21 protein-coding genes are annotated in these 22,745 nt (G+C 73.6%); 11 read left to right on the plus strand and 10 right to left on the minus strand.

Annotated elements, in window-relative coordinates:
• The coding region (locus ABZ815_RS25645) for a hypothetical protein (protein ID WP_357702049.1) at window positions 1–359 on the plus strand (359 nt) is incomplete at its 5' end.
• Window positions 360–373: 14 nt separating this feature from the next.
• Here the strand turns inward: ABZ815_RS25645 and ABZ815_RS25650 are convergent.
• Genes ABZ815_RS25650 through ABZ815_RS25660 form a run of 3 tightly spaced genes read right to left on the minus strand, consistent with a single transcriptional unit; the run spans window position 374 to window position 2,727 of the window.
• The gene (locus ABZ815_RS25650) at window positions 374–1,291 is read right to left on the minus strand and encodes an aminoglycoside phosphotransferase family protein (protein WP_357702052.1); all 918 of its coding nucleotides are present in this window, start codon (window positions 1,289–1,291) and stop codon (window positions 374–376) included.
• A 34-nt stretch (window positions 1,292–1,325) separates the two neighbouring features.
• Window positions 1,326–2,204 carry a 1,4-dihydroxy-2-naphthoyl-CoA synthase gene (locus ABZ815_RS25655; protein WP_357702055.1) on the minus strand — a complete coding sequence of 293 codons (879 nt, stop codon included), beginning with the start codon at window positions 2,202–2,204 and terminating at the stop codon, window positions 1,326–1,328.
• Window positions 2,205–2,214: 10 nt separating this feature from the next.
• A complete protein-coding gene (locus ABZ815_RS25660) occupies window positions 2,215–2,727 on the minus strand; it encodes a PadR family transcriptional regulator (RefSeq protein ID WP_357702057.1) in 513 nt (170 codons plus the stop codon).
• Between the two features lie 76 nt (window positions 2,728–2,803).
• Here ABZ815_RS25660 and ABZ815_RS25665 point away from each other — a divergent pair, with 76 nt between their 5' ends.
• Complete coding sequence (locus ABZ815_RS25665; protein WP_357702060.1) at window positions 2,804–3,367, plus strand: hypothetical protein; 564 nt, start codon at window positions 2,804–2,806, stop codon at window positions 3,365–3,367.
• On the opposite strand, the gene ABZ815_RS25670 is transcribed toward ABZ815_RS25665, so the two are convergent.
• Window positions 3,360–3,692, minus strand: coding sequence for a metalloregulator ArsR/SmtB family transcription factor (locus ABZ815_RS25670; protein WP_090938046.1), 333 nt, complete (start codon window positions 3,690–3,692; stop codon window positions 3,360–3,362). The two genes, ABZ815_RS25665 and ABZ815_RS25670, sit on opposite strands and share 8 nt — an antisense overlap.
• An 86-nt stretch (window positions 3,693–3,778) precedes the next feature.
• Here ABZ815_RS25670 and ABZ815_RS25675 point away from each other — a divergent pair, with 86 nt between their 5' ends.
• Complete coding sequence (locus ABZ815_RS25675; protein WP_357702062.1) at window positions 3,779–3,949, plus strand: DUF3073 domain-containing protein; 171 nt, start codon at window positions 3,779–3,781, stop codon at window positions 3,947–3,949.
• Window positions 3,950–4,098: 149 nt separating this feature from the next.
• Here ABZ815_RS25675 and ABZ815_RS25680 read toward each other — a convergent pair whose 3' ends face one another.
• Window positions 4,099–4,926 (minus strand): alpha/beta hydrolase, encoded by an 828-nt coding sequence (locus tag ABZ815_RS25680; protein WP_357702064.1) that lies wholly within the window; start codon window positions 4,924–4,926, stop codon window positions 4,099–4,101.
• A 117-nt stretch (window positions 4,927–5,043) separates the two neighbouring features.
• On the opposite strand from ABZ815_RS25680, the gene ABZ815_RS25685 reads away from it, so the two are divergent.
• Window positions 5,044–5,610 (plus strand): NAD(P)-binding domain-containing protein, encoded by a 567-nt coding sequence (locus ABZ815_RS25685; RefSeq protein ID WP_357702066.1) that lies wholly within the window; start codon window positions 5,044–5,046, stop codon window positions 5,608–5,610.
• Between the two features lie 28 nt (window positions 5,611–5,638).
• Here ABZ815_RS25685 and ABZ815_RS25690 read toward each other — a convergent pair whose 3' ends face one another.
• The 3 genes from ABZ815_RS25690 to ABZ815_RS25700 all read right to left on the minus strand — a co-directional run bounded on the left by ABZ815_RS25690 (window position 5,639) and on the right by ABZ815_RS25700 (window position 8,988).
• Window positions 5,639–7,048: an LCP family protein gene (locus ABZ815_RS25690; protein ID WP_357702068.1), complete on the minus strand. Its 1,410-nt coding sequence runs from the start codon at window positions 7,046–7,048 to the stop codon at window positions 5,639–5,641.
• A 147-nt stretch (window positions 7,049–7,195) separates the two neighbouring features.
• On the minus strand, window positions 7,196–7,855 hold the full coding sequence (locus ABZ815_RS25695; protein ID WP_357702071.1) for a response regulator transcription factor: 660 nt from the start codon (window positions 7,853–7,855) through the stop codon (window positions 7,196–7,198).
• Entirely contained in the window at window positions 7,852–8,988 is a 1,137-nt protein-coding gene (locus ABZ815_RS25700) for a sensor histidine kinase (RefSeq protein ID WP_357702073.1), read from the minus strand. Before ABZ815_RS25700 ends, ABZ815_RS25695 begins: the two co-directional genes overlap by 4 nt.
• 166 nt (window positions 8,989–9,154) lie before the next feature.
• Here ABZ815_RS25700 and ABZ815_RS25705 point away from each other — a divergent pair, with 166 nt between their 5' ends.
• Complete coding sequence (locus tag ABZ815_RS25705; RefSeq protein ID WP_357702076.1) at window positions 9,155–10,216, plus strand: carboxymuconolactone decarboxylase family protein; 1,062 nt, start codon at window positions 9,155–9,157, stop codon at window positions 10,214–10,216.
• 16 nt (window positions 10,217–10,232) lie between these two features.
• Here ABZ815_RS25705 and ABZ815_RS25710 read toward each other — a convergent pair whose 3' ends face one another.
• Window positions 10,233–10,730, minus strand: coding sequence for an MSMEG_6728 family protein (locus ABZ815_RS25710; RefSeq protein ID WP_357702078.1), 498 nt, complete (start codon window positions 10,728–10,730; stop codon window positions 10,233–10,235).
• An 86-nt stretch (window positions 10,731–10,816) separates the two neighbouring features.
• On the opposite strand from ABZ815_RS25710, the gene ABZ815_RS25715 reads away from it, so the two are divergent.
• Both ABZ815_RS25715 and ABZ815_RS25720 read left to right on the plus strand, forming a co-directional pair.
• On the plus strand, window positions 10,817–13,096 hold the full coding sequence (locus ABZ815_RS25715; protein WP_357702080.1) for a xanthine dehydrogenase family protein molybdopterin-binding subunit: 2,280 nt from the start codon (window positions 10,817–10,819) through the stop codon (window positions 13,094–13,096).
• A 38-nt stretch (window positions 13,097–13,134) separates the two neighbouring features.
• Complete coding sequence (locus tag ABZ815_RS25720; RefSeq protein ID WP_357702082.1) at window positions 13,135–13,836, plus strand: DUF2267 domain-containing protein; 702 nt, start codon at window positions 13,135–13,137, stop codon at window positions 13,834–13,836.
• Here the strand turns inward: ABZ815_RS25720 and ABZ815_RS25725 are convergent.
• A complete protein-coding gene (locus ABZ815_RS25725; RefSeq protein WP_357702084.1) occupies window positions 13,833–14,042 on the minus strand; it encodes a hypothetical protein in 210 nt (69 codons plus the stop codon). The two genes, ABZ815_RS25720 and ABZ815_RS25725, sit on opposite strands and share 4 nt — an antisense overlap.
• 194 nt (window positions 14,043–14,236) lie before the next feature.
• Between ABZ815_RS25725 and ABZ815_RS25730 the strand changes: the two genes are divergently transcribed.
• The 4 genes from ABZ815_RS25730 to ABZ815_RS25745 all read left to right on the plus strand — a co-directional run bounded on the left by ABZ815_RS25730 (window position 14,237) and on the right by ABZ815_RS25745 (window position 22,741).
• Window positions 14,237–14,704, plus strand: coding sequence for an ATP-binding protein (locus ABZ815_RS25730; RefSeq protein WP_357702087.1), 468 nt, complete (start codon window positions 14,237–14,239; stop codon window positions 14,702–14,704).
• A 73-nt stretch (window positions 14,705–14,777) separates the two neighbouring features.
• Window positions 14,778–18,053 carry a BTAD domain-containing putative transcriptional regulator gene (locus ABZ815_RS25735; protein WP_357702089.1) on the plus strand — a complete coding sequence of 1,092 codons (3,276 nt, stop codon included), beginning with the start codon at window positions 14,778–14,780 and terminating at the stop codon, window positions 18,051–18,053.
• Between the two features lie 95 nt (window positions 18,054–18,148).
• Entirely contained in the window at window positions 18,149–19,864 is a 1,716-nt protein-coding gene (locus ABZ815_RS25740; protein ID WP_357702091.1) for an acetolactate synthase large subunit, read from the plus strand.
• 90 nt (window positions 19,865–19,954) lie between these two features.
• Window positions 19,955–22,741, plus strand: a complete 2,787-nt coding sequence (locus ABZ815_RS25745; RefSeq protein WP_357702094.1) for a BTAD domain-containing putative transcriptional regulator — start codon at window positions 19,955–19,957, stop codon at window positions 22,739–22,741.
• Window positions 22,742–22,745: the final 4 nt, after the last annotated feature.

Here is a 22,745-nt window from a genome sequence, read left to right on the forward strand (position 1 = left end):
GGCTCGCGGTGGGCCGGGCGGCGGTGACGCCCGAGCCGCCGCCCTCGCCGGCGGCGGCGACCTTGAAGAGGTACGTGCGGGCCGCTGCGTCGGGGGCGCCCGCACGACCGCCCGGAAGGGTGGTGGCCCTGGCCACCGTGGCAGCGCTGGCCGGGCTGTCCCTGCTGGCCCTGGTCACCACCCTCACCGGCCCCTCGCTGTGGGCGGCGGTCGCCGCGGCGGCGCTGATCGGGCTCACCGCCCCCGACCCCGTGTACCTGCTCGACCCGGTACTGGTGGCCGGCATCGTGGTGATCGCCGGCGGTGTGGCGCTCGGCAGGGCGCTGCCGGGCCACAAGTACCCCGCCTACTGGCGTTGACCGCGGGCCACGCGTCACTGCCGGTGGCGCATGGCCTCGGCGATCACCAGGCCGACCTCGTTCAGCTCGCTCTCGCCGTCCTCGACGTCCCAGAGGGCGTTCTGCAGGAGGCGGCCGAGGGTCCAGCCGGCCGCCCGGGCCGGGTCGAGGCCCAGTCCGTCCACCATCAGGTCGAACCGCCGCAGCACGCCCTTGATCGGGTCGCCGGTGGCGACGACGGCCTCCCACCGGTTGTCCAGGGCGGGCCACAGGTCGAAGCCGGGGTCGCCGGCCAGCGGCTTGGGGTCGATGGCCAGCCACGGCTCCCGCTCGGCGGCCAGCACGTTGTCGTAGTGCAGGTCCCAGTGCAGCAGCCGGTCGCCGGGTTCGGAGACGAGCTCGGCGACCGCGTCCGCGGCCCACCGCAGCCAGAACCTGTCCTGCTCGCGGGGCAGCGCGGCCGCCGCCCGGTCGACGTCGGCCAGCATCTCCGCGGTGATGTCGCCCAACCGGCGCAGGCCCGGCGGGGCGGGGAAGGCGGTCAACCGGCCCAGCAACTCGGTCAGGATCTTCAGCGCCTCGACGTCGTCCGGCACGGCCGACAGCGGGCGGTCGGAGTCGAGGCGTTCCAGCAGCAGGGTGCCGGTCTCGGGGTCCTCGTCCAGCAGCAGCACCGAGCCCTTGCCGGCCCACGTGCGCAGGCCGGGCGCCTCGGTGGCGTTCTCGTCGGTGACGGGCTGGAGCTTGAGCGCCGCTCTGGTGCCGTCGTCCCGTACGACGGGCAGCACGAGGGAGACCACGCCGTGCATGGGCGGCCCCTCGTCCAGGCGCAGCCCCCACTCCTCCAGGTAGCGCTCGGCCAGTGCCGGCAGGCCGGCCGACCACACCCGCCCCCGCTCCCCGTCGATCTTCACATGTGATTCGGTCAGTGCCTCGGGAACCTTGATCCGCATCACCCCAGTCTGCCTCCGACCGGGGAGCCCGTGGCTAGAAGTGCCAGGGGTAGGGCGACCAGTCGGGCGCCCGCTTCTCCAGGAAGGAGTCGCGCCCCTCGGCCGCCTCGTCCGTCATGTACGCCAGCCGCGTCGCCTCGCCCGCGAACACCTGCTGCCCGACGAGCCCGTCGTCGATCATGTTGAAGGCGAACTTCAGCATGCGCTGGGCGGTCGGCGACTTGCCGTTGACCTTGCGCGCCCACTCCAGCGCCGTGGCCTCCAGCTCCGCGTGCGGGACGACGGCGTTGACCATGCCCATGCGGTGGGCGTCGGCCGCGCTGTAGGTGTCGCCGAGGAAGAAGATCTCGCGGGCGAACTTCTGCCCGACCTGCCGCGCGAGGTAGGCCGAGCCGAAACCGCCGTCGAAGCTGGCCACGTCGGCGTCGGTCTGCTTGAAGCGGGCGTGCTCGGCGCTGGCGAGTGTGAGATCGGCCACGACGTGGAGGCTGTGGCCGCCGCCCGCGGCCCAGCCGGGCACCACGCAGATCACGATCTTGGGCATGAAGCGGATCAGCCGCTGCACCTCCAGGATGTGCAGGCGCCCGGTGGCGGAGGTGCCGTCGGCGTACTGGTAGCCGTCTTTGCCCCTGATGCGCTGGTCGCCGCCGGAGCAGAAGGCCCACCCGCCGTCCTTGGGCGAGGGGCCGTTGCCGGTGAGCAGCACGCAGCCGACGTCGGTGGTCTGCCTGGCGTGGTCGAGCGCCCGGTAGAGCTCGTCGACCGTCTGCGGCCTGAAGGCGTTGCGCACTTCGGGCCGGTTGAACGCGACCCGCACCGTGCCCTGGTCGAGGGCCCGGTGGTAGGTGATGTCGGTGAAGTCGAAGCCCTCGACTACCTGCCACATCTTCGGATCGAACAGCTCGGAGACCATGGGAGCGAGCCTAACGGATCTGCCCCTCGGCCCACTCGGCCCACTCCTTCTGGACGGCGCCCAGCCGCAGGCCGTACTCCAGGGCCAGCCGGCCGTAGACCGACAGGTTGTCCTGGCCGCTCTCGACGAAGCCCTTGATGGCCTCCATGTGCTCCAGGTGCTTGCCCACCACCTCGGCCTGGCGGCGCAGGTACGCGCGGGCCTGCTCGGGATCGACCTGCCCGAGGAAGAACACGCGCAGCAGCATGTCGCTGCGCCCGACCCTGACCGGCTCGACCTCGGTGATCCAGCGGCGCAGCTCGGCGCGGCCCTCCTGGGTGATCGCGTACTCCTTGCGCCCCCGGGGGCCCTCGGCCGCCACGCTCACGAGACCGGCGTCGGCCAGCTTGCCGAGCTCGGCGTAGAGCTGGCTCTGCGTCGCGGGCCAGACGTTGGACAATGAGACGTCGAAGGTCTTCAGCAGGTCGTAGCCGCTGGCCGGCCCCTCGGCGAGCAGACCCAGCACGGCGTGTCTCAAGCTCATATTCCTATATTGACATATCTCCACAGGAGGTTCTACCTTCGACATGTCTACTTAGGAACGTCAAAGGAGTTGCGCGATGCGCGGTCTGCTCGGTTTCCTCCCCTGGGTCGTCTACGCGGTCATCGCCACCGGCGACGAATGGCGCTGGGGCGCCATCACCGGCCTCGTGATCGCCGTTGCTCTCGTGGTCGTCGACCGCCGCTCCGGGCGGGCCTGGGACGAGATCGTGATCGAGACGAGCGCCGCCGTCTTCTTCGCCCTGCTCACCGTGCTCTCCCTGGTGGCCCCGCACTCGCCGCTCACGCCGTACGGGCCCGCGCTGGTCAACGTGTGGCTGGCGGGCACCGCCTGGGGTTCGATGGCCATCCGCAAGCCGTTCACGCTGGGCATCGCGCGCACGATGGCGCCCAAGGAGATCTGGGAGACCCCCGCCTTCCACCGCGTCAACGTGGTGATCACGGCGGTGTGGGCGGTGGCGTTCACGCTCGCCGCCGTCTCGCTGACGTTCGTGCTGGCCGCGGCCCCCCACGCCACCACGGTCGTCATCGCGATCAAGGTGCTCTCGTTCGTCGTCCCCGCCGTCTTCACCGCCCGTTACCCGAAGGTCGTCAGGCGTCGCGCCGAGGCCGCCGCTAAGTGACCTCCGCCCGCAGCTCGGCCAGGAGCTCCCCCTGGTCGGCCAGCATGTCGGTGAGGATGCGGCGGGCGGCTCCGAGCAGGTCGGCCAGCTCGGGAGTGGCCAGCGTGTAGACCACTGTGCTGCCTTCGCGGATTGCGCTCACGATCCCGGCCCTGCGCAGGACCGCCAGCTGTTGTGAGAGGCTCGACGCCTCGATGTCGATCTGGGCCAGCAGGTCTCTGACGGGCAGTGGACCTTCCTGGAGTAGCTCCAACACTCTGATGCGAGCGGGGTGGCCGAGCGTCCTGAAGAAGTCGGCCTTGGCCTGGTGGACCTCCACGTGCATATTGCAAGACTAATCGAGCGCAGTTGCATAATTCTTCAAGTCGTAACGTTGTTGGATAGCATGACAGCGGGGACTAGGGAGTAGCCATGGGCCGAGGAAGAGCCAAGGCGAAGCAGACGAAGGTCGCTCGCCAGCTGAAGTACACCAACCACAACATCGACTACGACCGGCTGCGCGAGGAGCTGGGTGCGGACACGCCGCGCGAGGAGATGTACCCGTCTACGGCGTCCGAGCAGGAGTCCGAGCGCGCGCATTGACGCGCGCCGGCTTCGCGGGGGCGTCCGCGACGTTCTTGGGCCGCCTGGCCTTCGGCGCCTGACCGGTCGCCGCGAGTTCCAGGCGGTGCTTCTGTGCCCGCCCGGTGGCGTGCCGCGGTGTGCGGTCACGCCGCCGTGGTGCGGAGGGGTCAGCCCGTCACCGCTTCGAGCAGGCGGCGCGCGTCGGCGAGCAGGCGGCCGGTGGCCGCCTCCGACACCGGGTCGGCGTTCTGCTGGAAGCCGTGCGCGAGGCCGGGTTCCCTGCGGCACGTGACCGGCACGCCCGCCTCGGCCAGCCGCCGGGCGTACGCCTCGCCCTCGTCCCTGAGGGCGTCGTGCTCGGCGGTGACGATCAGCGTGGCGGGCAGCCCGCGCAGGTCGGGCACGAGCAGTGGGCTCAGCTCCGGGTCGGCGCGCCGCGCCGGATCGGGCGCCCACTGCCGGACGGCCCAGGCGAGGAAGCTCTCGTCGAGGCCGTGACCGGTGCCCTTCTCCCGCACGCTGGGCTGCGAGAGCGTGAGGTCGGTGTTGGGGCAGATCAGGATCTGGGCGGCGGGCGACGGGTCGTCCGCGTCGCGCAGCTCCAGGCAGGCCATCGTGGCGAGGTAGGCGCCCGCGCTGTCCCCGGCCACCGCGACCGGACGGGCCGTGCGCAGCACCTCCACGACGTCCTCGACCGCCGCCGGGTACGGGTGCTCGGGCGCCAGCCGGTAGTCCACGGCCATCACCTCGACGCCGCACCCGTCGGCCAGCAGGCGGCAGATCCGGTCGTGCGTGTCCAGGCCGCAGAACACCCACGCGCCCCCGTGCACGTACACCACGAGCGGCCGCCGCTCCTCCGCCGGCCGGTAGTGCCGCAGGCGCAGCCCGCGCGGCCCGGTCAGCTCGGTCACGTGCGGCAGCTCGGGCCCCCGCGCACGCAGGTGCGCCCGCTCGGCGCTGCCCCTGCGCAGCTCATGGACGTCGGGATCGCTCATGGACGACGAGTGTAGGGATCACCCGACGGCAAAGGTCTCCCAGCTCCGGCGCAAAGACAGGCATGCCGGGAAGGCCGATGGGCAGGTGCCGATCGGGCCCGACAAGGAGATCGAGACATGCGCATAGGAATCGTGGGTGCGGGCAGGCTCGGCGCGCCGCTCGGCCGGCTGCTCGCGGCGGCCGGTCACGACGTGCTCTTCAGCGACGCCCGGCTGACCCTGGCCGAGGAGGCCGCGGTCGCCGCCGAGGGGCAGGCGGGCGGCGGCTCGCCGATCGAGGCGGCGCGCTTCGGCGAGGTCGTCGTCATGGCGGTGTGGTGGGAGGCCTTCCCCACGGTGGTCGAGGAGCTGGGCGCGGCGCTGGCAGGCAAGATCGTCATCGATCCCAGCAACCCGATCACCGAACGCGACGGCGCCGAGGCGGTGGTGGCCGTCCCGGACGGGCTCACCAGCCCGCAGTACCAGCAGCACGTGCTCGGCCCCGAGGTGCGGGTGGTGCGCACGTTCAACACCAAGTACCCCAACGAGCTGCTGGAGCTGGGCACGGCCGGGCAGCGCGGCGGTCCGCGGGCCGACATGCCCTACTGGGGCGACGACGACGCCGCCAAGAAGGTCGTGGTGCCGCTCATCGAGGACGCCGGGTTCACCGCCATCGACGGCGGCGGGCTGGCCGACTCCCTGTGAGCCCCCCTTGAGCTCCCTGTGAGCGGCGTCAGGCCGCGCAGGTGTCGTGGGTGGCGTCGAAGCCCTTGATCGCCTCGGTGTCGTCGGCGCGCAGCGGCTTGAGCCCCTTCCAGTCGTCGCCGATCACCAGCACCAGGTGGTTCGTCCGGGCGCCCGGGACCAGCCTCGGCGTGGCGGCCAGGAGGTCGTTGGTGAGGGTGGGCACCCGCGTCTCGGCGTTGGGGCCGTACAGCAGCGTGGTCTTCGGCTGGGGCTTCTTCGCCGAGTCGCCGATCTTGCTGATGTGGTAGCCGCGCTGTTCGAGGAAGGCGGCCACCTGCGTGCCGAGGCCGCCGCGGTAGGTGCCGTTGCGCAGCTCGATCTGGATCTTCGACCGCCCCACCTTGGCCTGGCCGCCCTTGACGCCCTGGACGCTCTGGTCCCTGGCCGCGATCTGGAACAGCCGGCCCGCCTGCGGCTGCACCCACTCGACGCGGCCCGGCTGGGTCAGCGAGTAGTGCCAGGGGGTGGTGATGAAGCGGATCTGCCCGGCGTTGAGGCCCTGGAGGCTGGTGGCGAGGTCCTTCATGACGCCGACCGACAGGTCGTCGTCGACGGTCACCGACTTGGTGCCGGCGTCGAGGAAGCCGAACAGCTTGGACGGGTCGGTGAGCGTTTCGCCGCTCATCACCTTCTTGAGCATGGAGGCGATGAACATCTGCTGCCGCTGGATGCGCCCGATGTCGGAGCCGTCGCCGAGGCTGTAGCGGGCGCGGACGTAACCGAGCGCCTGCTCGCCGTTGAGCGTCTGCCGCCCGGCGGGCAGGTGGAGCAGGGCCTTCTTGTCGTTCACCGGCGAGGGCAGGCAGACCTCGACGCCGCCCACGGCGTTGACCATGCTCTTGAAGCCGGTGAAGTCGACCTTCACGAAGTGGTCGATGTGGATGCGGGTGAGCGACTCGATCGTCTTCCAGGTGCAGGCGATGCCCCCGGAGTTGAACGACTCGTTGATCATGCCCAGGTGCGGCTGCTGGCCGGGCAGGCCGCCCGTGGCCCGGCAGGCGGGGAGCTGGACCAGCGAGTCGCGCGGGAAGCTGATCACCATGGCGTTGTCCCGCTTGGACGACACGTGCGCCAGCATGATCGTGTCGGTGCGCTCGCCCGCGATGCGGTGGCCGTACCTGGCGTTCTTGCCGTCGCGCTGGTCGGAGCCCACGATCAGGACGTTCATCGCCGAGGTGGCGACCTTGGGGGGCCGCGTCTCGCCGAGGTCCTCCTTGGTGACCGTCGAGCGCTTGAGGTTGCCGCTGAGTTTGGCGGTGACGCCGACGGCCACACCGCCGACCAGGAGGACGACGGCGACCGCGATCGCGATCACCCAGCGCAGCCAGCGCCGGCGGCGCCGCCTGGGGGCGCCGGGGTCGCTGGAGGGCGGAGCGTCGACAAGCCCGCTGCTCACGTGACTCCAGAAGGACGGGGGCCAAGGGGCCACCGCCCCGGGCCAAGAGCCTCGCCGTACAAGTCTCGGCCGTTGAACGTGCCCGAGTGTACTCAGTCCGGGACGGGTATGAGGAGGGACCGCGTTCCTTGACGGTCAAGCCTCGGGTCAGCGCTCGCGCGGGGTCACCAGGCCGGACTCGTAGGCGAAGACCACGAGCTGGGCGCGGTCGCGGGCGTGCAGCTTGGTCATCGCCCGGCTCACGTGCGTCTTGGCGGTGGTCGGGCTGATCACCATCTGGGCGGCGATCTCGTCGTTGGACATGCCGCGGGCGACCAGGGCGGTCACCTCGCGTTCGCGGTTGGTGAGCACGTCCAGGCCCTGGGGGTCGGGTTCGGGGCGGCGGGCGACGTACTCGCCGATCAGGCGGCGGGTGATGGCGGGGGAGAGCAGGGCGTCGCCGCGGGCGGCCACCCTGACGCCCTGGAGCAGGTCGGCGGGCTCGGTGTCCTTGACCAGGAAGCCGCTCGCGCCGGCGCGCAGGGCGTGGAAGACGTACTCGTCCAGGCCGTAGTTCGTCAGGATGACCACGTGGACCTCGGACAGGCGTGCGTCCGCGGCGATCCGCCTGGTGGCCTCGATGCCGTCCATGACGGGCATCTGCACGTCGACGAGCGCGACGTCCGGACGGTGTTCCAGGGCGAGGGCGACGGCCTGCTCCCCGTTGGCCGCCTCGGCGACGACCTCGATGTCGTCCTCGGCCTCCAGCAGGGCGCGGAAGCCGCCGCGGATGAGGGCCTGGTCGTCCACCAGCAGCACGCGGATCATCGGGCCTCCTGCAACGGCAGCTCGGCGCGTACGGTGAACCCGCCCTCGGGACGCGGCCCGGTGCGCAGCCGTCCGCCGAGCGCCGTGACCCGCTCCCGCATGCCCAGCAGGCCCACGCCGGGGTCGCAGGGGTCGCCGTTCGCGCGGCCGTCGTCGTCCACCTGCACGGTCAGCTCCTCCTTGCCGTAGTCGACGCGTACCGAGGCGGTGGCGGGCCCGGCGTGCTTGGAGACGTTGGTCAGCGCCTCCTGGACGATCCTGTAGGCCGCGCGGTCGACCTCGGCGGGCAGGTCACGGCGGTCGCCGGTGACCGTCACCGTGGCCGGGACGCCGGTCGAGCGGGCCCGTTCGACCAGGTGAGTGAGCCGGTCGAGGCCGCTGGCCGGAGGGTCGCCGTCCGGCTCGCGCAGCACCTCCAGCGTGGCGCGCAGCTCGCGCATGGCCTCGCCGCTGGCCTCCTGGATGGCCAGCAGCGCCGCCGGCACCTCCTCGCCGCGCTTGCGCGCGAGGTGCACGGCCACGCCCGCCTGCACCTTGATGACCGAGATGGTGTGGGTGAGTGAGTCGTGCAGCTCCCTGGCGATGCGCAGCCGCTCCTCGCCGGCGCGGCGCAGCGCCGCCTCCTCGCGGGTCCGCTCGGCCTCGGCGGCCCGCCGCTCGACCTGCACGAGGTACGCCTGCCGGTGCCGGGTCACGGTCGCGGTCACCCCGGCCGCCAGGAACCAGCCGAGCAGCAGCGTCGTCCTCTGCACGATCTCCTGCGGGGGCTGCCCGGCGGCCGCGGCCAGGTTGACCGCCAGGGTGCCGCCCAGGAACACCGCGCCGGCGACCGCCGCGAGCGCCCGGTGCCCGGCCCTGACCGTGGCGAACACCGTCACCATGACGGGGAAGGAGGCCGGCGGTCCGGGCTGCGCGTGCGCGGAGTAGACCAGCATGCACAGCGTGGTGACCAGCAGCGCCGGCACCGGCGCCCGCCGCCAGACGACGAGGGTGAGCGCTCCGGCGAGCACGGCGACGTAGTCCACCGGGCCCGCGCCCGGCGTGGTCACCGCGGTCGCCGTCAGCAGCACGGCCACCACCGCCGCGAGCGCCACGTCCATGGCGGCGGGACGCCATCGGTGCTGCAAGCTCATGCCAAGCACAGTAGATCGTGATGTGTCGATGTTCGTCCTCATTCGGGCGGAAATGGGCACTACTCCCGCCGTCGTACGCCGCCCGCACCTGCGCCCTGTGCCGTAGCCGCGGAAGTCATCCCGGGCGGGACGACTCCGCGCCTTCTCCCGGCCCACCATGGCGGGCATGAACACGACGCCGATGGCCGGAGGCCAGTTCCGCTACGTCACGCCCGTCCGGCCCCAGGACGCCACGGGCCGGGTGGCCCGGGTGTACGCGCGCCTGGCCGACGACTTCGGCATGGCCCGCATGGCGGTCTTCCTCACGCTGTCGCCCGTCCCCGCCGTGCTGGCCGGGACCTGGGCGCTGCTGCGGGAGTCGCTGCTGGCCGGGCCGGGATCCAGGACCGGCAGGGAGGTGGTGGCGCTGGGGGTGTCGCTGGCCAACCGATGCCCGTTCTGCGTGGCAGCGCACACGACGCTGCTGCACGCCACCGGCGACCACAGGCTGGCCGAGACTGTCGCGGCCGGGGGCGTGCCGGAGGACCCCGGGCACGCCGCGCTGCTGCGGTGGGCCAAGGACCGGCGCGTGCCCGCGCCCTTCCCGGCCGACCAGGCGCCCGGGTACGTCGGGACCGCGCTGACCTTCCACTTCGTCAACCGGATCGCCTCGGCCCTGCTCACCGAGAACCTGCTGCCCGGCAACCTGCAGAAGTCGCGCCTGGTGCGCAGCGTGGGCGGCCGGGCGATGTCCCGCACGGTACGCCGCGAGCTGCCGCCCGGCGCGGGCCTGGACGTGCTGGACGGCCTGCCCGCGTCGGCCGGGCCCGCCTGGGCGGCCGGTTCGCCGGTCGGCACGGCGTACGCCACGCTCATGGCCGTCGCGGAGGCGGGCGGGGAGCTGCTGGGGGAGGCGGCGCGGACGGCCGTCACCGAGGCGGTCGCGGTCTGGGACGGCGAGCACCCGCCGATGGGCGGCGACCTGTCGGCGGGCCCGCTGACCGGCGTGCCCGCAGCGGAACGGCCGGGAGCCAGGCTCGCCCTGCTCACCGCCCTGGCGCCCTACCGGATCACCGACCCTGACGTCGCCGCCTGGCACGCGACCGCGCCGACGGCCGGATACGCGGCCGGATACACGGACGGCGACCTGGTGCGGCTCATCGCCTTCGGCGCCGCCACGGCGACCCGCCACCAGGAGGCCCGCCTCACGGGAGCCCACGCCGAGCCGGGCGGGGCGGCACTCGGGTAGGGCCTGGTCGGGCGGGTCAGGTCTGGGCGGGGCCGGTCGGCAGGCAGGCCGGGGGGCGGCCGGAGGTGGGCCAGACGTATTCGAGGTCGTCCGGTTCGTCGCCGAAGAGCGGGCGGTAGTGGTCGGGGTCCTTGCGCAGGAGGGCGGAGCGGTGGCTGAGGTGGAAGGCGTCGTCGCCGAGCCAGGGCGGCAGCTCGTCGGCCGCCGCCAGCTCGTGCTGGGTGCGGACGACGGGGGTGCCGCAGGCGCGGCCCAGCTCGACGGACATCGAGGCCGCGCAGGTGTCGGCCCGGCCGGTCGAGCACCAGCGGTCGCACACGTCGAGCCCGTAACGGACCAGGGCCTCCTCGTAGCCGGCCCACATCTTGACGGCGGGATGGTGGCGCCAGCCGTAGCCGGGGACGATCAGGGCGCGCAACACCTGGAGGGCCTCCACCCGCTGCTTGCCCAGCCGCAGGGCATCCAGAACCCCGGCACTTGCCGTGAAATCCGGATATGGAAGAAAAGTCTGCATCAATACCCTCGCTGACCTGGTCTTTCGCGCCTGCCGTCCCGCGCGATCGTATAGACCACACGCCTTCCGGCGCGCACAATCGGCCCATGGGCTATGTCGGCGCGCGGACGCCTCGCAGGGAAGACGCCAGACTGCTGACCGGAAGGGGAAGGTACGTCGGCAACGTACGGCTGCCGGGCATGGCGTACGCGGTGGTGGTGCGCAGCCCCGTCGCCCACGGACGGCTCCTGGGCTGCGACGCCAAGGCGACCTGGACGGTCGAGGGGGTGCTCGACGTCGTCACCCCCGCCGACGCGGCCGGGGTCCTGCTGCCCTGCGTCACCCTCGCCCCCGGCCAGCCGCTCGCCTCCTACCGGGCGCTCGACGACACGATCAGGTACGCCGGCCAGCCGCTCGCCGTCGTCGTGGCCGAGACCCCCGCCGCCGCGCGCGACGCCGCCGACCTGCTGGACCTGGAGCTGGACCAGTTCCCCGCGGTCGTCGGCGCGGAACGCGCCCTGGAGGAGGACGCGCCGCTGCTCCACCCCGACTGGGGCACGAATTTGGTCACCGACTTCCCGATCGGCGACGCCGACTGCGCGGAGTTCGTCGAGTCGGCCGAGCACGTCGTCGAGATGACGTTCAGGATGGGCCGGATCTCGCCGCATCCCCTGGAGCCGCGCGGCGTCGTGGCCTCCTACGCCGACGACGAGCTGACCGTGCACATCTCCTCCCAGGCCCCGCACCACGTGCGCGAGCACCTGGCGGAGGCGTTCGGGCTCAGCCACGACCGGGTGCGCGTGATCAGCCGGGACACCGGCGGCGGGTTCGGCGGCAAGGAGCACGTCTACCCCGACGAGGCGGCCGTCTGCCTGGCCGCGATGCGCCTGGGCCGTCCGGTGAGCTGGACCGAGTCGCCCGGCGACCGGCTGTCGGCGACGCTGCCCGCGCGGGCCGCCGTCCACCGGGCCAGGCTGGCGCTCGACGGCGAGGGCCGGTTCGTCGCCCTGCACGCCGACATCCTCGGCGACCTCGGCGCCCATCCGTCGAACGTCGGCATCTCGCCCTTCGCGGTCTCGGCCACGCTGTTGCCGGGGCCGTACCGGTTCGAGCGGGTCGGCGTGCGCGTGCGCGGGGTCGTCACGAACACCACCCCGACCGGCTCCTACCGCGGGTTCGGGCAGCCTGAGTGCACCTGGACCAGGGAGCGCCTGATCGACGAGGCGGCCCGGCGGCTCGGCCTCGACCCGGTCGAGCTGCGGCTGCGCAACATGCCGGAGCCGGACGAGCTGCCGGTCACGAGCCGGGTGTACCAGACGTACGACTCCGGCGACTATCCGCTGGCCCTGCGCACCCTGCGCGACCTGGTCACCCCGGTGACCGGTGTGGACGACGGGCGCCGGCGCGGCATCGGCTACTCCTGCCACGTCGAGACCACCGGCCTGGGCCCGTCGATGGAGATGAAGGCGACGGGCATCCAGGCGGGCGGCTACGAGACGGCGGTGCTGCGGATGGAGCAGGACGCGTCGGTGGTGGTGTCGTCCGGGGTGGTCTCGATCGGGCAGGGCATCGAGACCGCGCTGGCCCAGCTCGCGGCCGACCGGGTGGGGGTGCCGATCGAGCGGGTGCGGGTGGTGCTGGGGGACACCGCGGCGACGCCGTACTCGTCGGTCGGGTCGATCGCCAGCCGCTCGCTCGCGGTCGGCGGCGGGGCGCTCGTCCAGGCCGCCGCCAGGCTGCGTGACAAGCTGCTGGCCATCGCCGCTCACCGGCTGGAGGCGGCGCCCGGCGACCTGGAGATCGTCGACGGGTCCGTGCGGGTGAAGGGCGACCCGCGGGCGTCGGTGTCGTTCCGGGAGCTGGCCACGTCCGCCTGGCGGGCCTGGGACCTGCCGGAAGGCGTCACGCCGGGCCTGGAGGAGCGGGTCAGCTACGACCCGTCCGCCTACACCTTCGCCTACGGCGCGCACGCCGCCGCCGTCGCGGTGGACCCCGAGACCGGCGCGGTCGAGGTGGAGCGCTACTGGGTGGTCAACGACGCCGGGACGCTGGTCAACCCGTCCCTGGTCGAGGGCCAGATCCGGGGCGGGGTCGCGCAGAGCATCGGCATGGCGCTGACCGAGGAGATCGTCCACACCGAGGACGGGCAGCCGCTCGCCGAGTACCTGCTGCCGACCACCCGCGAGGTGCCCGACATCGAGGTCGTGCTGCTGGAGACCCCGTCGCCGCGCACCCCCGGCGGCATGAAGGGAGCGGGCGAGGCGGGCACGATCGGCCCGCCCGCCGCCATCGGCAACGCGGTCGCCGCCGCCATGCCCGAGCTGGCCGGACGCGTCACCGACGTGCCCCTCACCCCGCAGGTCGTGTGGAGGTGTCGACACCTCTGACCTGGGCACGAGGAGCCTGAAGGATCGGGGGACGAATCATGGAATATCGTGCACTTTTGGCCTCCATCGGCCGCATGACGGGCCTGGGGGCGGGCCCGGCCAGAGCGGCGGCGGAGGCCACGCTGACCACGCTGGCCCGTACGCTCGACGACGACGACCGCCGCGAGCTCATCGAGGCCCTGCCGCCCGAGCTGACCGACGACTTCCCCATGGACCATCCGCGCAACGACGGCACCGAGGAGGGCTTCGTCCGCCAGGCCGCGCTGCTCGGCCGCCGTCCGCCCGAACAGGCCAGGCTCAGGGCCCAGGCCGTGCTGGCCGCCGTCGCCGAGCAGGACCCCGAGCTGATCGCCCGGCTGCACATCCCGGAGCAGGTACGCCCCCTGTTCGAGCCGCCGGGCAGCGGCGGCGGCATCACCGGCCCCAAGGGGCACACCGCCCCGCTCACCGACGACGAGATCGCCTCGGCGCTGGCCGGCCTGCCCCTGTGGACCGGCGACCGCTCGGCGCTGCGCCGCGAGATCTCCCTGCCGCGGGAGAACCTGCGGGCCGTCCGCCGCGCGCTCGACCACCTCAAGGTCACCTACGGCCGCCAGCCCCAGCTCCACGACACCGCCGACGGCCTGGCCATCGTGGTCAGGACCGTCTCCGTGGGCGCGGTCACGGCCCTCGACGTGGACCTGGCCAGGCGGGTGGACGACGTCATCGAGGAGGTGGGCGCCGGTATCGGCCGCCCCTAGCCGCGGGCCCCGCCGGTCCCCCCGCCGGCTGTTTCGCCGGTGAGGTCCTCCAGGTCCTTGCCCGCCTGTGACAGGGCCTGTTCCAGGGCCGCCTGCCCGGCGGTCCGGTGCCCCGACGGCGTTCCGCCTTCCTCGGCCGGGCGCCTGGCCGCGTCGAGGAGGGGCTTGGTGTCGGTCTTGGGGCTGCTCTCGTCAGGACTGCTCATGGCCCTGTCCGTACCCGCTGACCTGGGAAGACATGTCGGGCGCGAAGAAAGTCGGGATTTCTCGGAAAACGTTCGACCCGTTCGGCCCTTGCGTGCGTACAGGTTTGGACAGCCGCATGTCCGTCAACTCGGAGGCAGGTCTCGTGTTGAGTGAAACGAGCGTTCTTCGCCGCCCTTCCCAGGATGGAGAGGCCATGTCCAGGCTGCGGTCGGCCCGGCGGATCAGGAACCAGTACGTATGGCCGTTGCGCGCGGACGCCCGGACCGTCGGCCACACCCGGTCGATCATCCGTGCGGAGCTGTCCGGGCTCGACCTGCACGACGACGTCGTGGACGACGCCGTCCTCATGGTGAGCGAACTGGTCACCAACGCGTTCATGTACGGCGAGGGCCCGTACGAGCTGCTCCTCCACGTGGACGCCAAGGAGATCATGTGCGTCGTCGTGGACGCCGGCCCGCCCCTGCCCGCGCCGTCCGTCCCCGACCCGGCCGCCGAGCACGGAAGGGGGCTGCGCATCGTCGCCCGGCTCTCCGACGGCTTCTACGGCTGCCATCCCCAGCGCTACCTGACCCACCCCGACCTGGTCGGCAAGGCCACCTGGTTCGCGCTGCCACGCCGCGGCGGGCCCGGCAACGTGGTGCCGATCAGAGCGGGCACGTGACGGGTTCCAGTCTCCTTCAAGTCGGCTCGACCATACTGTGATCGATCAGGATGAAGCCGATGAGTGGGACAACGTGGAATTCCGAGTTCTGGGGCCGCTGGAGGTCCGCGACGCCGACGGGGCCGCGGTCGGCCTCGGCGGCCCCCGCCCGCGGGCCGTGCTGGCCCGGCTGCTGGTCGCGCAGGGGGCCGTGGTCCCCGCCGAGACGCTGATCGACGACCTGTACGCCGGCGCCGCCCCGCCCAGCGCCCTGCCCACCCTGCACTCCTACGTCTCCAACCTGCGCCGCGCGGTCGAGCCGGACCGCGGGCCGCGCGTCCGGCCGAGGACGCTGATCGCCCGCGCGCCCGGCTACCTGCTGGCCGCCGACCACGTGGACGCGCGCCGGTTCGCCGAGCTGGTGAACCGGGCGGAGTTCCGGTCGGCCGAGGAGGCGCTGGCCTGCCTGGACGAGGCACTGGGGTTGTGGCGCGGCTCGCCGTACGAGGAGTTCCAGGACGAGCCGTGGGCGCTCACCGAGGTGAGCCGCCTGCGCGAGCTGCGCCTGGTCGCGGTCGAGCGGCGGGCCCGCGCGCTGCTCGACCTGGGCCGCCCCCAGCCGCTGATCACCGAGCTGGAGGCGGAGACCGTCGCCAACCCGCTGCGCGAACGCCTGTGGAGCCTGCTCGCCCTGTCCCTCTACCGCACCGGGCGCCAGGCCGAGGCGCTGGCCGTGCTGCGCACGGCGGCCAGGCGGCTGTCCGACGAGCTCGGCCTCGACCCGGGGCCCGAGCTGCGCTCCCTGGAGTCGGACATCCTGCGCCAGGTCGACTCGCTCGCGCCGGTGAACGAGACCCCGGCGCTGGTGGCCGCCGCGCCGCGCTCACCGAACACCCTGCACGGGCGTGAGGCCCAGCTCGCCGAGCTGATGGCGCTGGCCGAGCCGGCCGCGCCCGCCGGGCTCGCGGTCGCCGAGGTCAGCGGCGAGCCCGGGATCGGGAAGACCAGGCTGCTGGAGGCGTTCGGCGAGCGCTGCGCGCGGCTCGGCCGGCTCGTGCTCCGGGGACGCTGCCACGACGCCGAGGGCACCCCCGCGCTGTGGCCGTGGACGCAGGTGTTCGAGGCGCTGGAGCCGCACTGCCCGCCGCCGGACCGTGAGGCCCTGTCCGGCCTCCTCGACGCCCCGGCCGCCGTGGCGCCGGTGGCCGGAGGGTCGGCCGAGGCGTTGGTGTCGCGCCGGAACCAGGCCGTCGCCCGGTGGCTCGTCACGGCCTCGCGCGCCCAGCCGCTGGTGATCGTCCTGGACGACCTCCAGTGGGCCGACCCCGCCTCGCTCGACCTGCTCAGGCATCTGGTGATGCTGCTGCGGGGCGGCGCGGTCACGCTGGTCGCCGCCTTCCGCACCGGCACCGGTGACGTGCTCGGGCGGCTGGTCCGCTACGACCTGCTGCGGCTGCGCCTGACCGGCGTCGGCCCCGAGGCGGTCCGCGCCATCGCGGCCGACCTCGGCGTCGAGCTGGACGACGAGTCGTGCGCCAGGATGGCCGACTGCACCGGCGGCAATCCGTTCTTCCTGCGCGAGAGCATCAGGCTGATGGCCCAGGACCCGGACGTGGACCCGGACGCGTACGAGGTGCCCGCCGCGGTGACCGAGCTGGTCCGCCTGCGCCTGGACGCGCTCGCCGAGGTCACGGACGTGCTGGCGGTCGCGGCGCTGATCGGCAGGGAGTTCGACCCGGCCGTGGTGGCCCGGGTCGCGGGGGAGGAGGCGTACGGGCCGCTCGACCGGGCCGTGCGCGGCGGCCTGCTGGCGGCGCGTACGGGCGGCCGGCTGGCGTTCGTGCACGACCTGGTGCGCGAGGCGCTGGTCAGGGACCTGCCGCCGTTGCGCAAGGCCGCGCTGCACCGCGACCTCGCCACCGCCCTGTCCGCCCGCCCGGCGACCGACGTCGCGGTGATCGCCCACCACGCGGTGCAGGCGGGGCCGGTGGCGTACGAGGAGGCGGTGCGGTGGGCGCGGGCCGCCGCCGAGCAGGCCGAGCTGCGCCTGGGGTACGCCGAGTCCGCGTCCTGGCTGGGGCACGCGGTGACCGCGCACGACGCCTGCGGCGGCGATCCGGCCGAGCACGTGGAGCTGCTGCTGCGGCAGGTGAGCGCGCTGCTGGCGGCGGGCGAGCCGGCCAGGGCCCGCCGGGTCAGGGACGAGGCCGTGCGGGCGTCCGGCCGCATCGCGCAGGGCGGCTCGCAGGTGCGGGTCCGGGCGCTGACCTCGTTCGACACGCCGTCCATCTGGACGCTGCGCGACCCGTACGGCGCCGCCGACCCGCTGCTCGTCCGCCGCTTCGAGGACGCGCTGCGCGAGCTGCCCGAGGCGGACGGCCCCGACCGGGCGATGCTGCTGGCCGGGCTGGCCCAGGAGCTCTACGACGCCTCCGGCGACCCGCGGGCCGAGGGGCTGTCCGCGCAGGCCGTGGCCATGGCAAGGCGGCTGGGCGACCGGCGGCTGCTGATGCGCGCGCTCAACGCCAGGCACCTGTCGCTGCCCCGGCCCCTGCATGTGCACGAGCTGGTGGACCTCGCCGCCGAGCTGCACGAGCTGGCGGACGGCGAACCGGCGTACCAGCTCCTGGCGAGCATGATGGACACCCACAACCGGCTGGAACTGTTCGACGTCACCGGCGCCGACTTGGCCGCGGCCCGCTGCGACGACCTGCTCGAACGCCTCCCGCTGCCCTGGCCGCGCTTCCAGCACACGCTGTGGCGGGCGGGCCGGCTGGTGCTCTGCGGCCACTTCGACGAGGCGGAGGACCTGTACGCCGACGCCGCCGACCAGGCGACCGGCCTCGGCATCTGGCACGCCGCCCGTGCCGTCACCGCCGGCCGCCTCGCCCTGGACTACCACCGGGGCACGATGGCCGCCGCGGGCCCGCTCATCGACGTCCTGCGCGGCGCGAACCACGCGCTCGACCAGGCCGCCGCCACCCTCCACCTGCACGCGCTCGGCCGCCTGGACGAGGCCCGCAAGCTGAACGGGCAGCCGCTGCTCGACCGGTCGCGCCCGTCCACCCTGTGCCTGCGGGCCGCCGCCGCGGTCGCGCTCGGCCGGGTGCACGAGTGCCGCGCGCTCTACGAGGCGCTGCTGCCCTTCAGCGGCCGGATCAGCGTCCTGTCCGCCTGCGCCTGGGTGGGCCCGGTGGACTGGCACCTCGCGCTGCTGGCCGAGGCGACCGGCCGGCACGAGAGCGCCGTCCGGCACCTGAGCGCGCTCGAACGGCTGGCCGCCCGCAACGGCCTGGCCTGGTGGCGCGAACGGGCGGCCGAGGCCCGGCGGCCCGGCCGCAAGCGCCTGCAACTGGCCACCAGCGGATGACAAGGGCCTCCTGGTCGACTGGTGCACCGGTCGCCGGTGGATCGCCGGTCGATCGCCGGTCGATCGCCAGTTGATCGCCAGGAGGGGAGAACGGGATGACGGGCGCGCAGGCTCTGGTGAGGGCGCTTGAACGGGTCGGCGTGGACACCGTGTTCGGCATCCCCGGCGGCGCCGTACTGCCCGCCTACGACCCGCTCTACCGCTCGACCTCGATCAGGCACGTGCTGGTCCGGCACGAGCAGGGCGCCGGGCACGCGGCCGAGGGGTACGCGCAGGCCACCGGCAAGGTCGGGGTCTGCATGGCGACCAGCGGCCCGGGGGCCACGAACCTGGTGACGCCCCTCGCCGACGCCTACATGGACTCGGTGCCGATCGTCGCGATCACCGGCCAGGTGCCCAGCTCGCAGATCGGCACGGACGCCTTCCAGGAGGCCGACATCACGGGCATCACCCTGTCGATCACCAAGCACAGCTTCCTGGTCACGGACGCGGCCGACATCCCCCGTACGATCATGGAGGCGTTCCACATCGCCTCCACGGGACGTCCGGGGCCGGTGCTGGTGGACATCACCAAGGACGCGCTCCAGGCCGAGACCGCCTTCGTCTGGCCGCCGGTCATGCGGCTGCCCGGCTACCGCCCGGTCGCCCGGCCGAGCGCCCGGCAGATCAGGGCCGCCGCCGAGCTGATCGCCGAGGCCCGGCGGCCCGTCCTGTACGTCGGCGGCGGCGTGCACAAGGCGGGCGCGTCCGCGGAGCTGCTGCGGTTCGCCGAGCTGACCGGCATCCCGGTCGTCACCACGCTCATGGCCCGTGGCACGTTCCCCGACAGCCACCCCCTGCACATGGGCATGCCCGGCATGCACGGCTCGGTCCCGGCCGTCGGGGCGCTCCAGCGGGCCGACCTGATCATCGCGCTCGGCACCCGGTTCGACGAGCGCGTCACCGGCGACCTGGCCACGTTCGCGCCGCACGCCAAGGTCGTGCACGCCGACGTGGACCCGGCCGAGATCTCCAAGAACCGGCGGGCCGACGTGCCCGTCGTGGGCGACTGCCAGGAGGTGCTGGCCGACCTGATCATCGCCCTCGACGGCCGGCCGGGTGACCGTACGGCCTGGTTGCGCACGCTGGAGGGGTACCGGCGCACGTACCCGCTGGGCTACGAGACGTTCGAGGGCGCGCTCGCCCCGCAGTACGTCATGCAGCGGCTGAGCGCCCTGGTCGGGCCGGAGGCCGTCTACACCTCCGGCGTGGGACAGCACCAGATGTGGGCCGCCCAGTTCATCGGGCACGAGCGGCCGGGCTCCTTCATCAACTCCGGGGGCGCGGGCACGATGGGCTTCGCGGTCCCCGCGGCGATGGGCGCCAAGATCGGCTGTCCCGACCGCACGGTGTGGGCGATCGACGGCGACGGCTGCTTCCAGATGACCAACCAGGAGCTGGCCGTGTGCGCCCTGGAGGGCGTGCCGATCAAGGTGGCCGTCATCAACAACGGCAGCCTCGGGATGGTCCGCCAGTGGCAGACCCTCCTGTACGACGGCCGCTACTCCAACACCGACCTGCGTCCCGCCCGCCGCATCCCCGACTTCGTCGCCCTCGCCGAGGCGTACGGCTGCCACGGCCTGCGCTGCGAACGGCCCGAAGACGTGGACGCCGTCATCGAGAAGGCCATGGCCATTGACGACCTGCCGGTGGTGGTGGACTTCGTCGTGCACCGGGACGCCATGGTCTGGCCCATGGTCCCGGCCGGCACGAGCAACGACGACATCCGGATCGCCAGGAACCTGGCTCCGAACTGGGGAGATGACGAATAAGTCAAGTCATTACGAAGCGGCGATAACCGGCAAACCTCATCTAAGCTTCCTTGACCCGGGGCGGCCCGGGGCGCTGAACCGAGGTGGATAGTGGCGCTGCGCGTCAAGGTGCTGGGGCCGATCGTGGCCGAGATCGACGGGGTGGAGGTCGCGCTCGGCGGCCCGAGGCAGCGCGCGGTGCTCGCCGTGCTGGTCGCGGCGCGCGGCCAGGTCGTCTCGGCCGAACGCGTGCTCGACGCCGCCTGGGACGAGGGCGAGCCCGCCTCGATGCCCACCCTGCACTCCTACATCACCAGGCTGCGCAAGGCACTCGAACCCGGCCGGACCAACCGGTCCCCGGAGAGCGTGCTGGCCCGCGTCGGCAACGGCTACACGCTGCGCGTCGAGCCCGACGCCGTGGACGCCGAGCGGTTCGCCCGCAAGGTCGGCGAGGGACAGCTCCTGCTGGAGGCGGGCGACCACAGCGCGGCGCTGGCCGTGCTGGGCGAGGCCGTCGAGCTGTGGGGCGGCCAGCCGTACGGGGAGTTCGCGGGCGCGGCGTTCGCCGTGCCGGAGATCGCGCGGCTCCAGGGGCTGTTCCTGTCGGCGCGGGAGAGCCTGTACGCCGCGCAGCTCGCGCTCGGACGGCACACGGTCGCGGTGCCGGAGCTGGAGAAGCTCACCGCCGAGCAGCCCATGAGCGAGCGCGGCTGGGAGCTGCTGGTGCTGGCCCTGTACCGGTCGGGCCGCCAGGGCGACGCGCTGGCCGCGCTGCGGTCGGCACGCCGCGTGCTGGCCGAGGAGCTGGGCATCGATCCGGGGCCGGGGCTGCGGGAGCTTGAGGCTGCGGTGCTGGCCCAGGACGACACGCTGCGGCCCGGGGGCGCCGCGCCGCTGCCGGAAAGCGGCGGCAACCTGCCCTTCCCCGTGACCGCTCTGGTCGGCAGAACGGCCGAGGTCGAGCAGGTGGCCGCGCTGCTCGCCGAGCACCGGCTGGTCACGCTCGGCGGGCCCGGGGGCATCGGGAAGACCCGGCTGGCGCTGGAGACCGCGCGGGCCAGGGACGACGCCGACGGGCCGTGGCTGGTCGAGCTGGCCGGGCTGGCCGACCCCTCGCTGGTGGCCGGGGCCATCGCCCAGGTGCTCGGGCTCACCGGGCCGGTCACCGCGCAGCGCCTGGCGTACGCGCTGCGCGGCCGGAGCCCGCTGATCGTGATCGACAACTGCGAGCACCTCGTGGCGGCCGTCCGCGACACGGTGGCCGAGCTGCTGGCCGGGGCGGGCGGCGTACGCGTGCTCGCCACCAGCCGCGAGACGCTCGGCGTGCCGGGCGAGGCCCTGTACGACGTGCCGCCGCTGTCCACGGCCGACGCCCGCGACCTGTTCCTGAGCCGGGCCAGGGCCGCCGCGCCCGGCTGGGAGCCGACCCCGGCGGAGCTGGCGAACGCCGAACGCCTCTGCCAGGGGCTCGACGGGCTGCCCCTGGCGGTCGAGCTGGCCGCCGGGCAGTGCCGCATGTTGTCGGTCGAGCAGATCCTCACCTCGATGGACGACAGGTTCAGCGTGCTCACCGACGGCGCCGGCCCCCGGCGGCACCGCACGCTCGCCCGTACCGTGGAGTGGAGCTACGACCTGCTCGAACCCGCCGAGCGCGAGCTGTTCCACCGGCTCGGCGCGTTCGCCTCCGGCTTCGTCCTGGACGCGGCGGCCGCGGTGTGCGGGCGGCCGGTCCTGGGCGGCCTGGGCGCGCTGGTGCGCAAGTCGCTGGTCGCGGTCGAGCCCGGCACCTCGCCGCGCCGCTACCGGCTGCTGGAGACGATCAAGGAGTTCGCCCGCGCCCGGCAGGACCCGGCCGAGCTGGCCGAGGCCCAGGCCGCGCACCGGGCCTGGGTGCTGGGCCGCGCCGAGGCCGCCGACGCCAGGATCCGCGGCGAGGGGGCGGCCGCCGCGATGGAGGTGCTCCTCGCCGACCAGGCCGAGCACCGGGCCGCGTTCACCTCGGCGATGCTGGCCGGCGACGGCGGGTACGCGCTGCGGCTCACCGGCCTGCTGTCGTGGTTCTGGTACCGCAGGGGGCACGTCGCCGAGGGGCTGGCCAGCCTGTCGGCCGCCATGGAGCTCTACCCCGACGCCGAGCCCGGCGTGCGCTCCCAGGCGCTGATCGGCATGGCCGGCCTCCACTACCTGGCCGGCGACTTCGTCGCCGCGAGCCGGCGGGCCAGGGAGGCGGCCGAGATGGCCCGGCTGGCCGACGACCTGGTCGCCGAGGGACAGGCCCTGACCTACCGGGCGCTGTTCGGCGGCCTGTGCGGGGCGCCCAACGCTCTGGCCGACGCCCGGGCGGCGCTCGACCTGGCCGAGGTCGCGGGCATGGAGTGGCTGCACGCCGAGGCGCTGATGGTGCTCGGCATGCTGCTGGTGTTCGCGCGGGAGACGGGCGAGGCGGCCGAGTGGCTGACCGACTCGATCGCGGTGGCCACCGGGACGGGACACCGCTTCGTCACCGCCTCCTCGACCTGGCTGCTGATGAAGATCGACCTGCTGACCGGCCGTACCGACCGGCCGCTGGCGTCCGGGCTGCCGATCCTGCGCATGCTCGACGAGGACAAGGACGTCACGTCCTGGCTGGTCATGGCCCACACCCTGGCCGGGGTGCTCGCCGCGGGCGGGCTGCCGCGCGACGGCGCCCGCCTGCTCGGCGCGGTCGAGGCGGTCGGGGCCCGGGTCGGCTTCTCGCCGCCGGAGCTGGACCCGGCCGACGGCGCCGAGCGGGAGCGGCTGATCCGCCACGCGCTTCCCGCCGACGAGCTGGCCGAGTGCCTGCGCGAGGGGGCCGGCCTGTCGCCCGCCCAGGTGCACGACCTGCTCGACACGCTGATCAGGAGCCGCGTCCACTGACCCG

Origin of the sequence: Nonomuraea sp. NPDC047529 (genome assembly GCF_040642995.1) — a bacterium.
Classification (GTDB): Bacteria; Actinomycetota; Actinomycetes; order Streptosporangiales; family Streptosporangiaceae; genus Nonomuraea.

Excerpts from the sequence above, each read along its gene's own strand:
- ABZ815_RS25740 (WP_357702091.1), top strand. The coding sequence starts at position 18,149 with ATGACGGGCGCGCAGGCTCTGGTGAGGGCGCTTGAACGGGTCGGCGTG.
- ABZ815_RS25730 (WP_357702087.1), top strand. The coding sequence starts at position 14,237 with ATGTCCAGGCTGCGGTCGGCCCGGCGGATCAGGAACCAGTACGTATGG.
- ABZ815_RS25665 (WP_357702060.1), top strand. The coding sequence starts at position 2,804 with ATGCGCGGTCTGCTCGGTTTCCTCCCCTGGGTCGTCTACGCGGTCATC.
- ABZ815_RS25705 (WP_357702076.1), top strand. The coding sequence starts at position 9,155 with ATGAACACGACGCCGATGGCCGGAGGCCAGTTCCGCTACGTCACGCCC.
- ABZ815_RS25725 (WP_357702084.1), bottom strand. The coding sequence starts at position 14,042 with ATGAGCAGTCCTGACGAGAGCAGCCCCAAGACCGACACCAAGCCCCTC.
- ABZ815_RS25720 (WP_357702082.1), top strand. The coding sequence starts at position 13,135 with ATGGAATATCGTGCACTTTTGGCCTCCATCGGCCGCATGACGGGCCTG.
- ABZ815_RS25650 (WP_357702052.1), bottom strand. The coding sequence starts at position 1,291 with ATGCGGATCAAGGTTCCCGAGGCACTGACCGAATCACATGTGAAGATC.
- ABZ815_RS25710 (WP_357702078.1), bottom strand. The coding sequence starts at position 10,730 with ATGCAGACTTTTCTTCCATATCCGGATTTCACGGCAAGTGCCGGGGTT.
- ABZ815_RS25655 (WP_357702055.1), bottom strand. The coding sequence starts at position 2,204 with ATGGTCTCCGAGCTGTTCGATCCGAAGATGTGGCAGGTAGTCGAGGGC.
- ABZ815_RS25675 (WP_357702062.1), top strand. The coding sequence starts at position 3,779 with ATGGGCCGAGGAAGAGCCAAGGCGAAGCAGACGAAGGTCGCTCGCCAG.
- ABZ815_RS25660 (WP_357702057.1), bottom strand. The coding sequence starts at position 2,727 with ATGAGCTTGAGACACGCCGTGCTGGGTCTGCTCGCCGAGGGGCCGGCC.
- ABZ815_RS25685 (WP_357702066.1), top strand. The coding sequence starts at position 5,044 with ATGCGCATAGGAATCGTGGGTGCGGGCAGGCTCGGCGCGCCGCTCGGC.
- ABZ815_RS25695 (WP_357702071.1), bottom strand. The coding sequence starts at position 7,855 with ATGATCCGCGTGCTGCTGGTGGACGACCAGGCCCTCATCCGCGGCGGC.
- ABZ815_RS25680 (WP_357702064.1), bottom strand. The coding sequence starts at position 4,926 with ATGAGCGATCCCGACGTCCATGAGCTGCGCAGGGGCAGCGCCGAGCGG.
- ABZ815_RS25670 (WP_090938046.1), bottom strand. The coding sequence starts at position 3,692 with ATGCACGTGGAGGTCCACCAGGCCAAGGCCGACTTCTTCAGGACGCTC.
- ABZ815_RS25700 (WP_357702073.1), bottom strand. The coding sequence starts at position 8,988 with ATGAGCTTGCAGCACCGATGGCGTCCCGCCGCCATGGACGTGGCGCTC.
- ABZ815_RS25715 (WP_357702080.1), top strand. The coding sequence starts at position 10,817 with ATGGGCTATGTCGGCGCGCGGACGCCTCGCAGGGAAGACGCCAGACTG.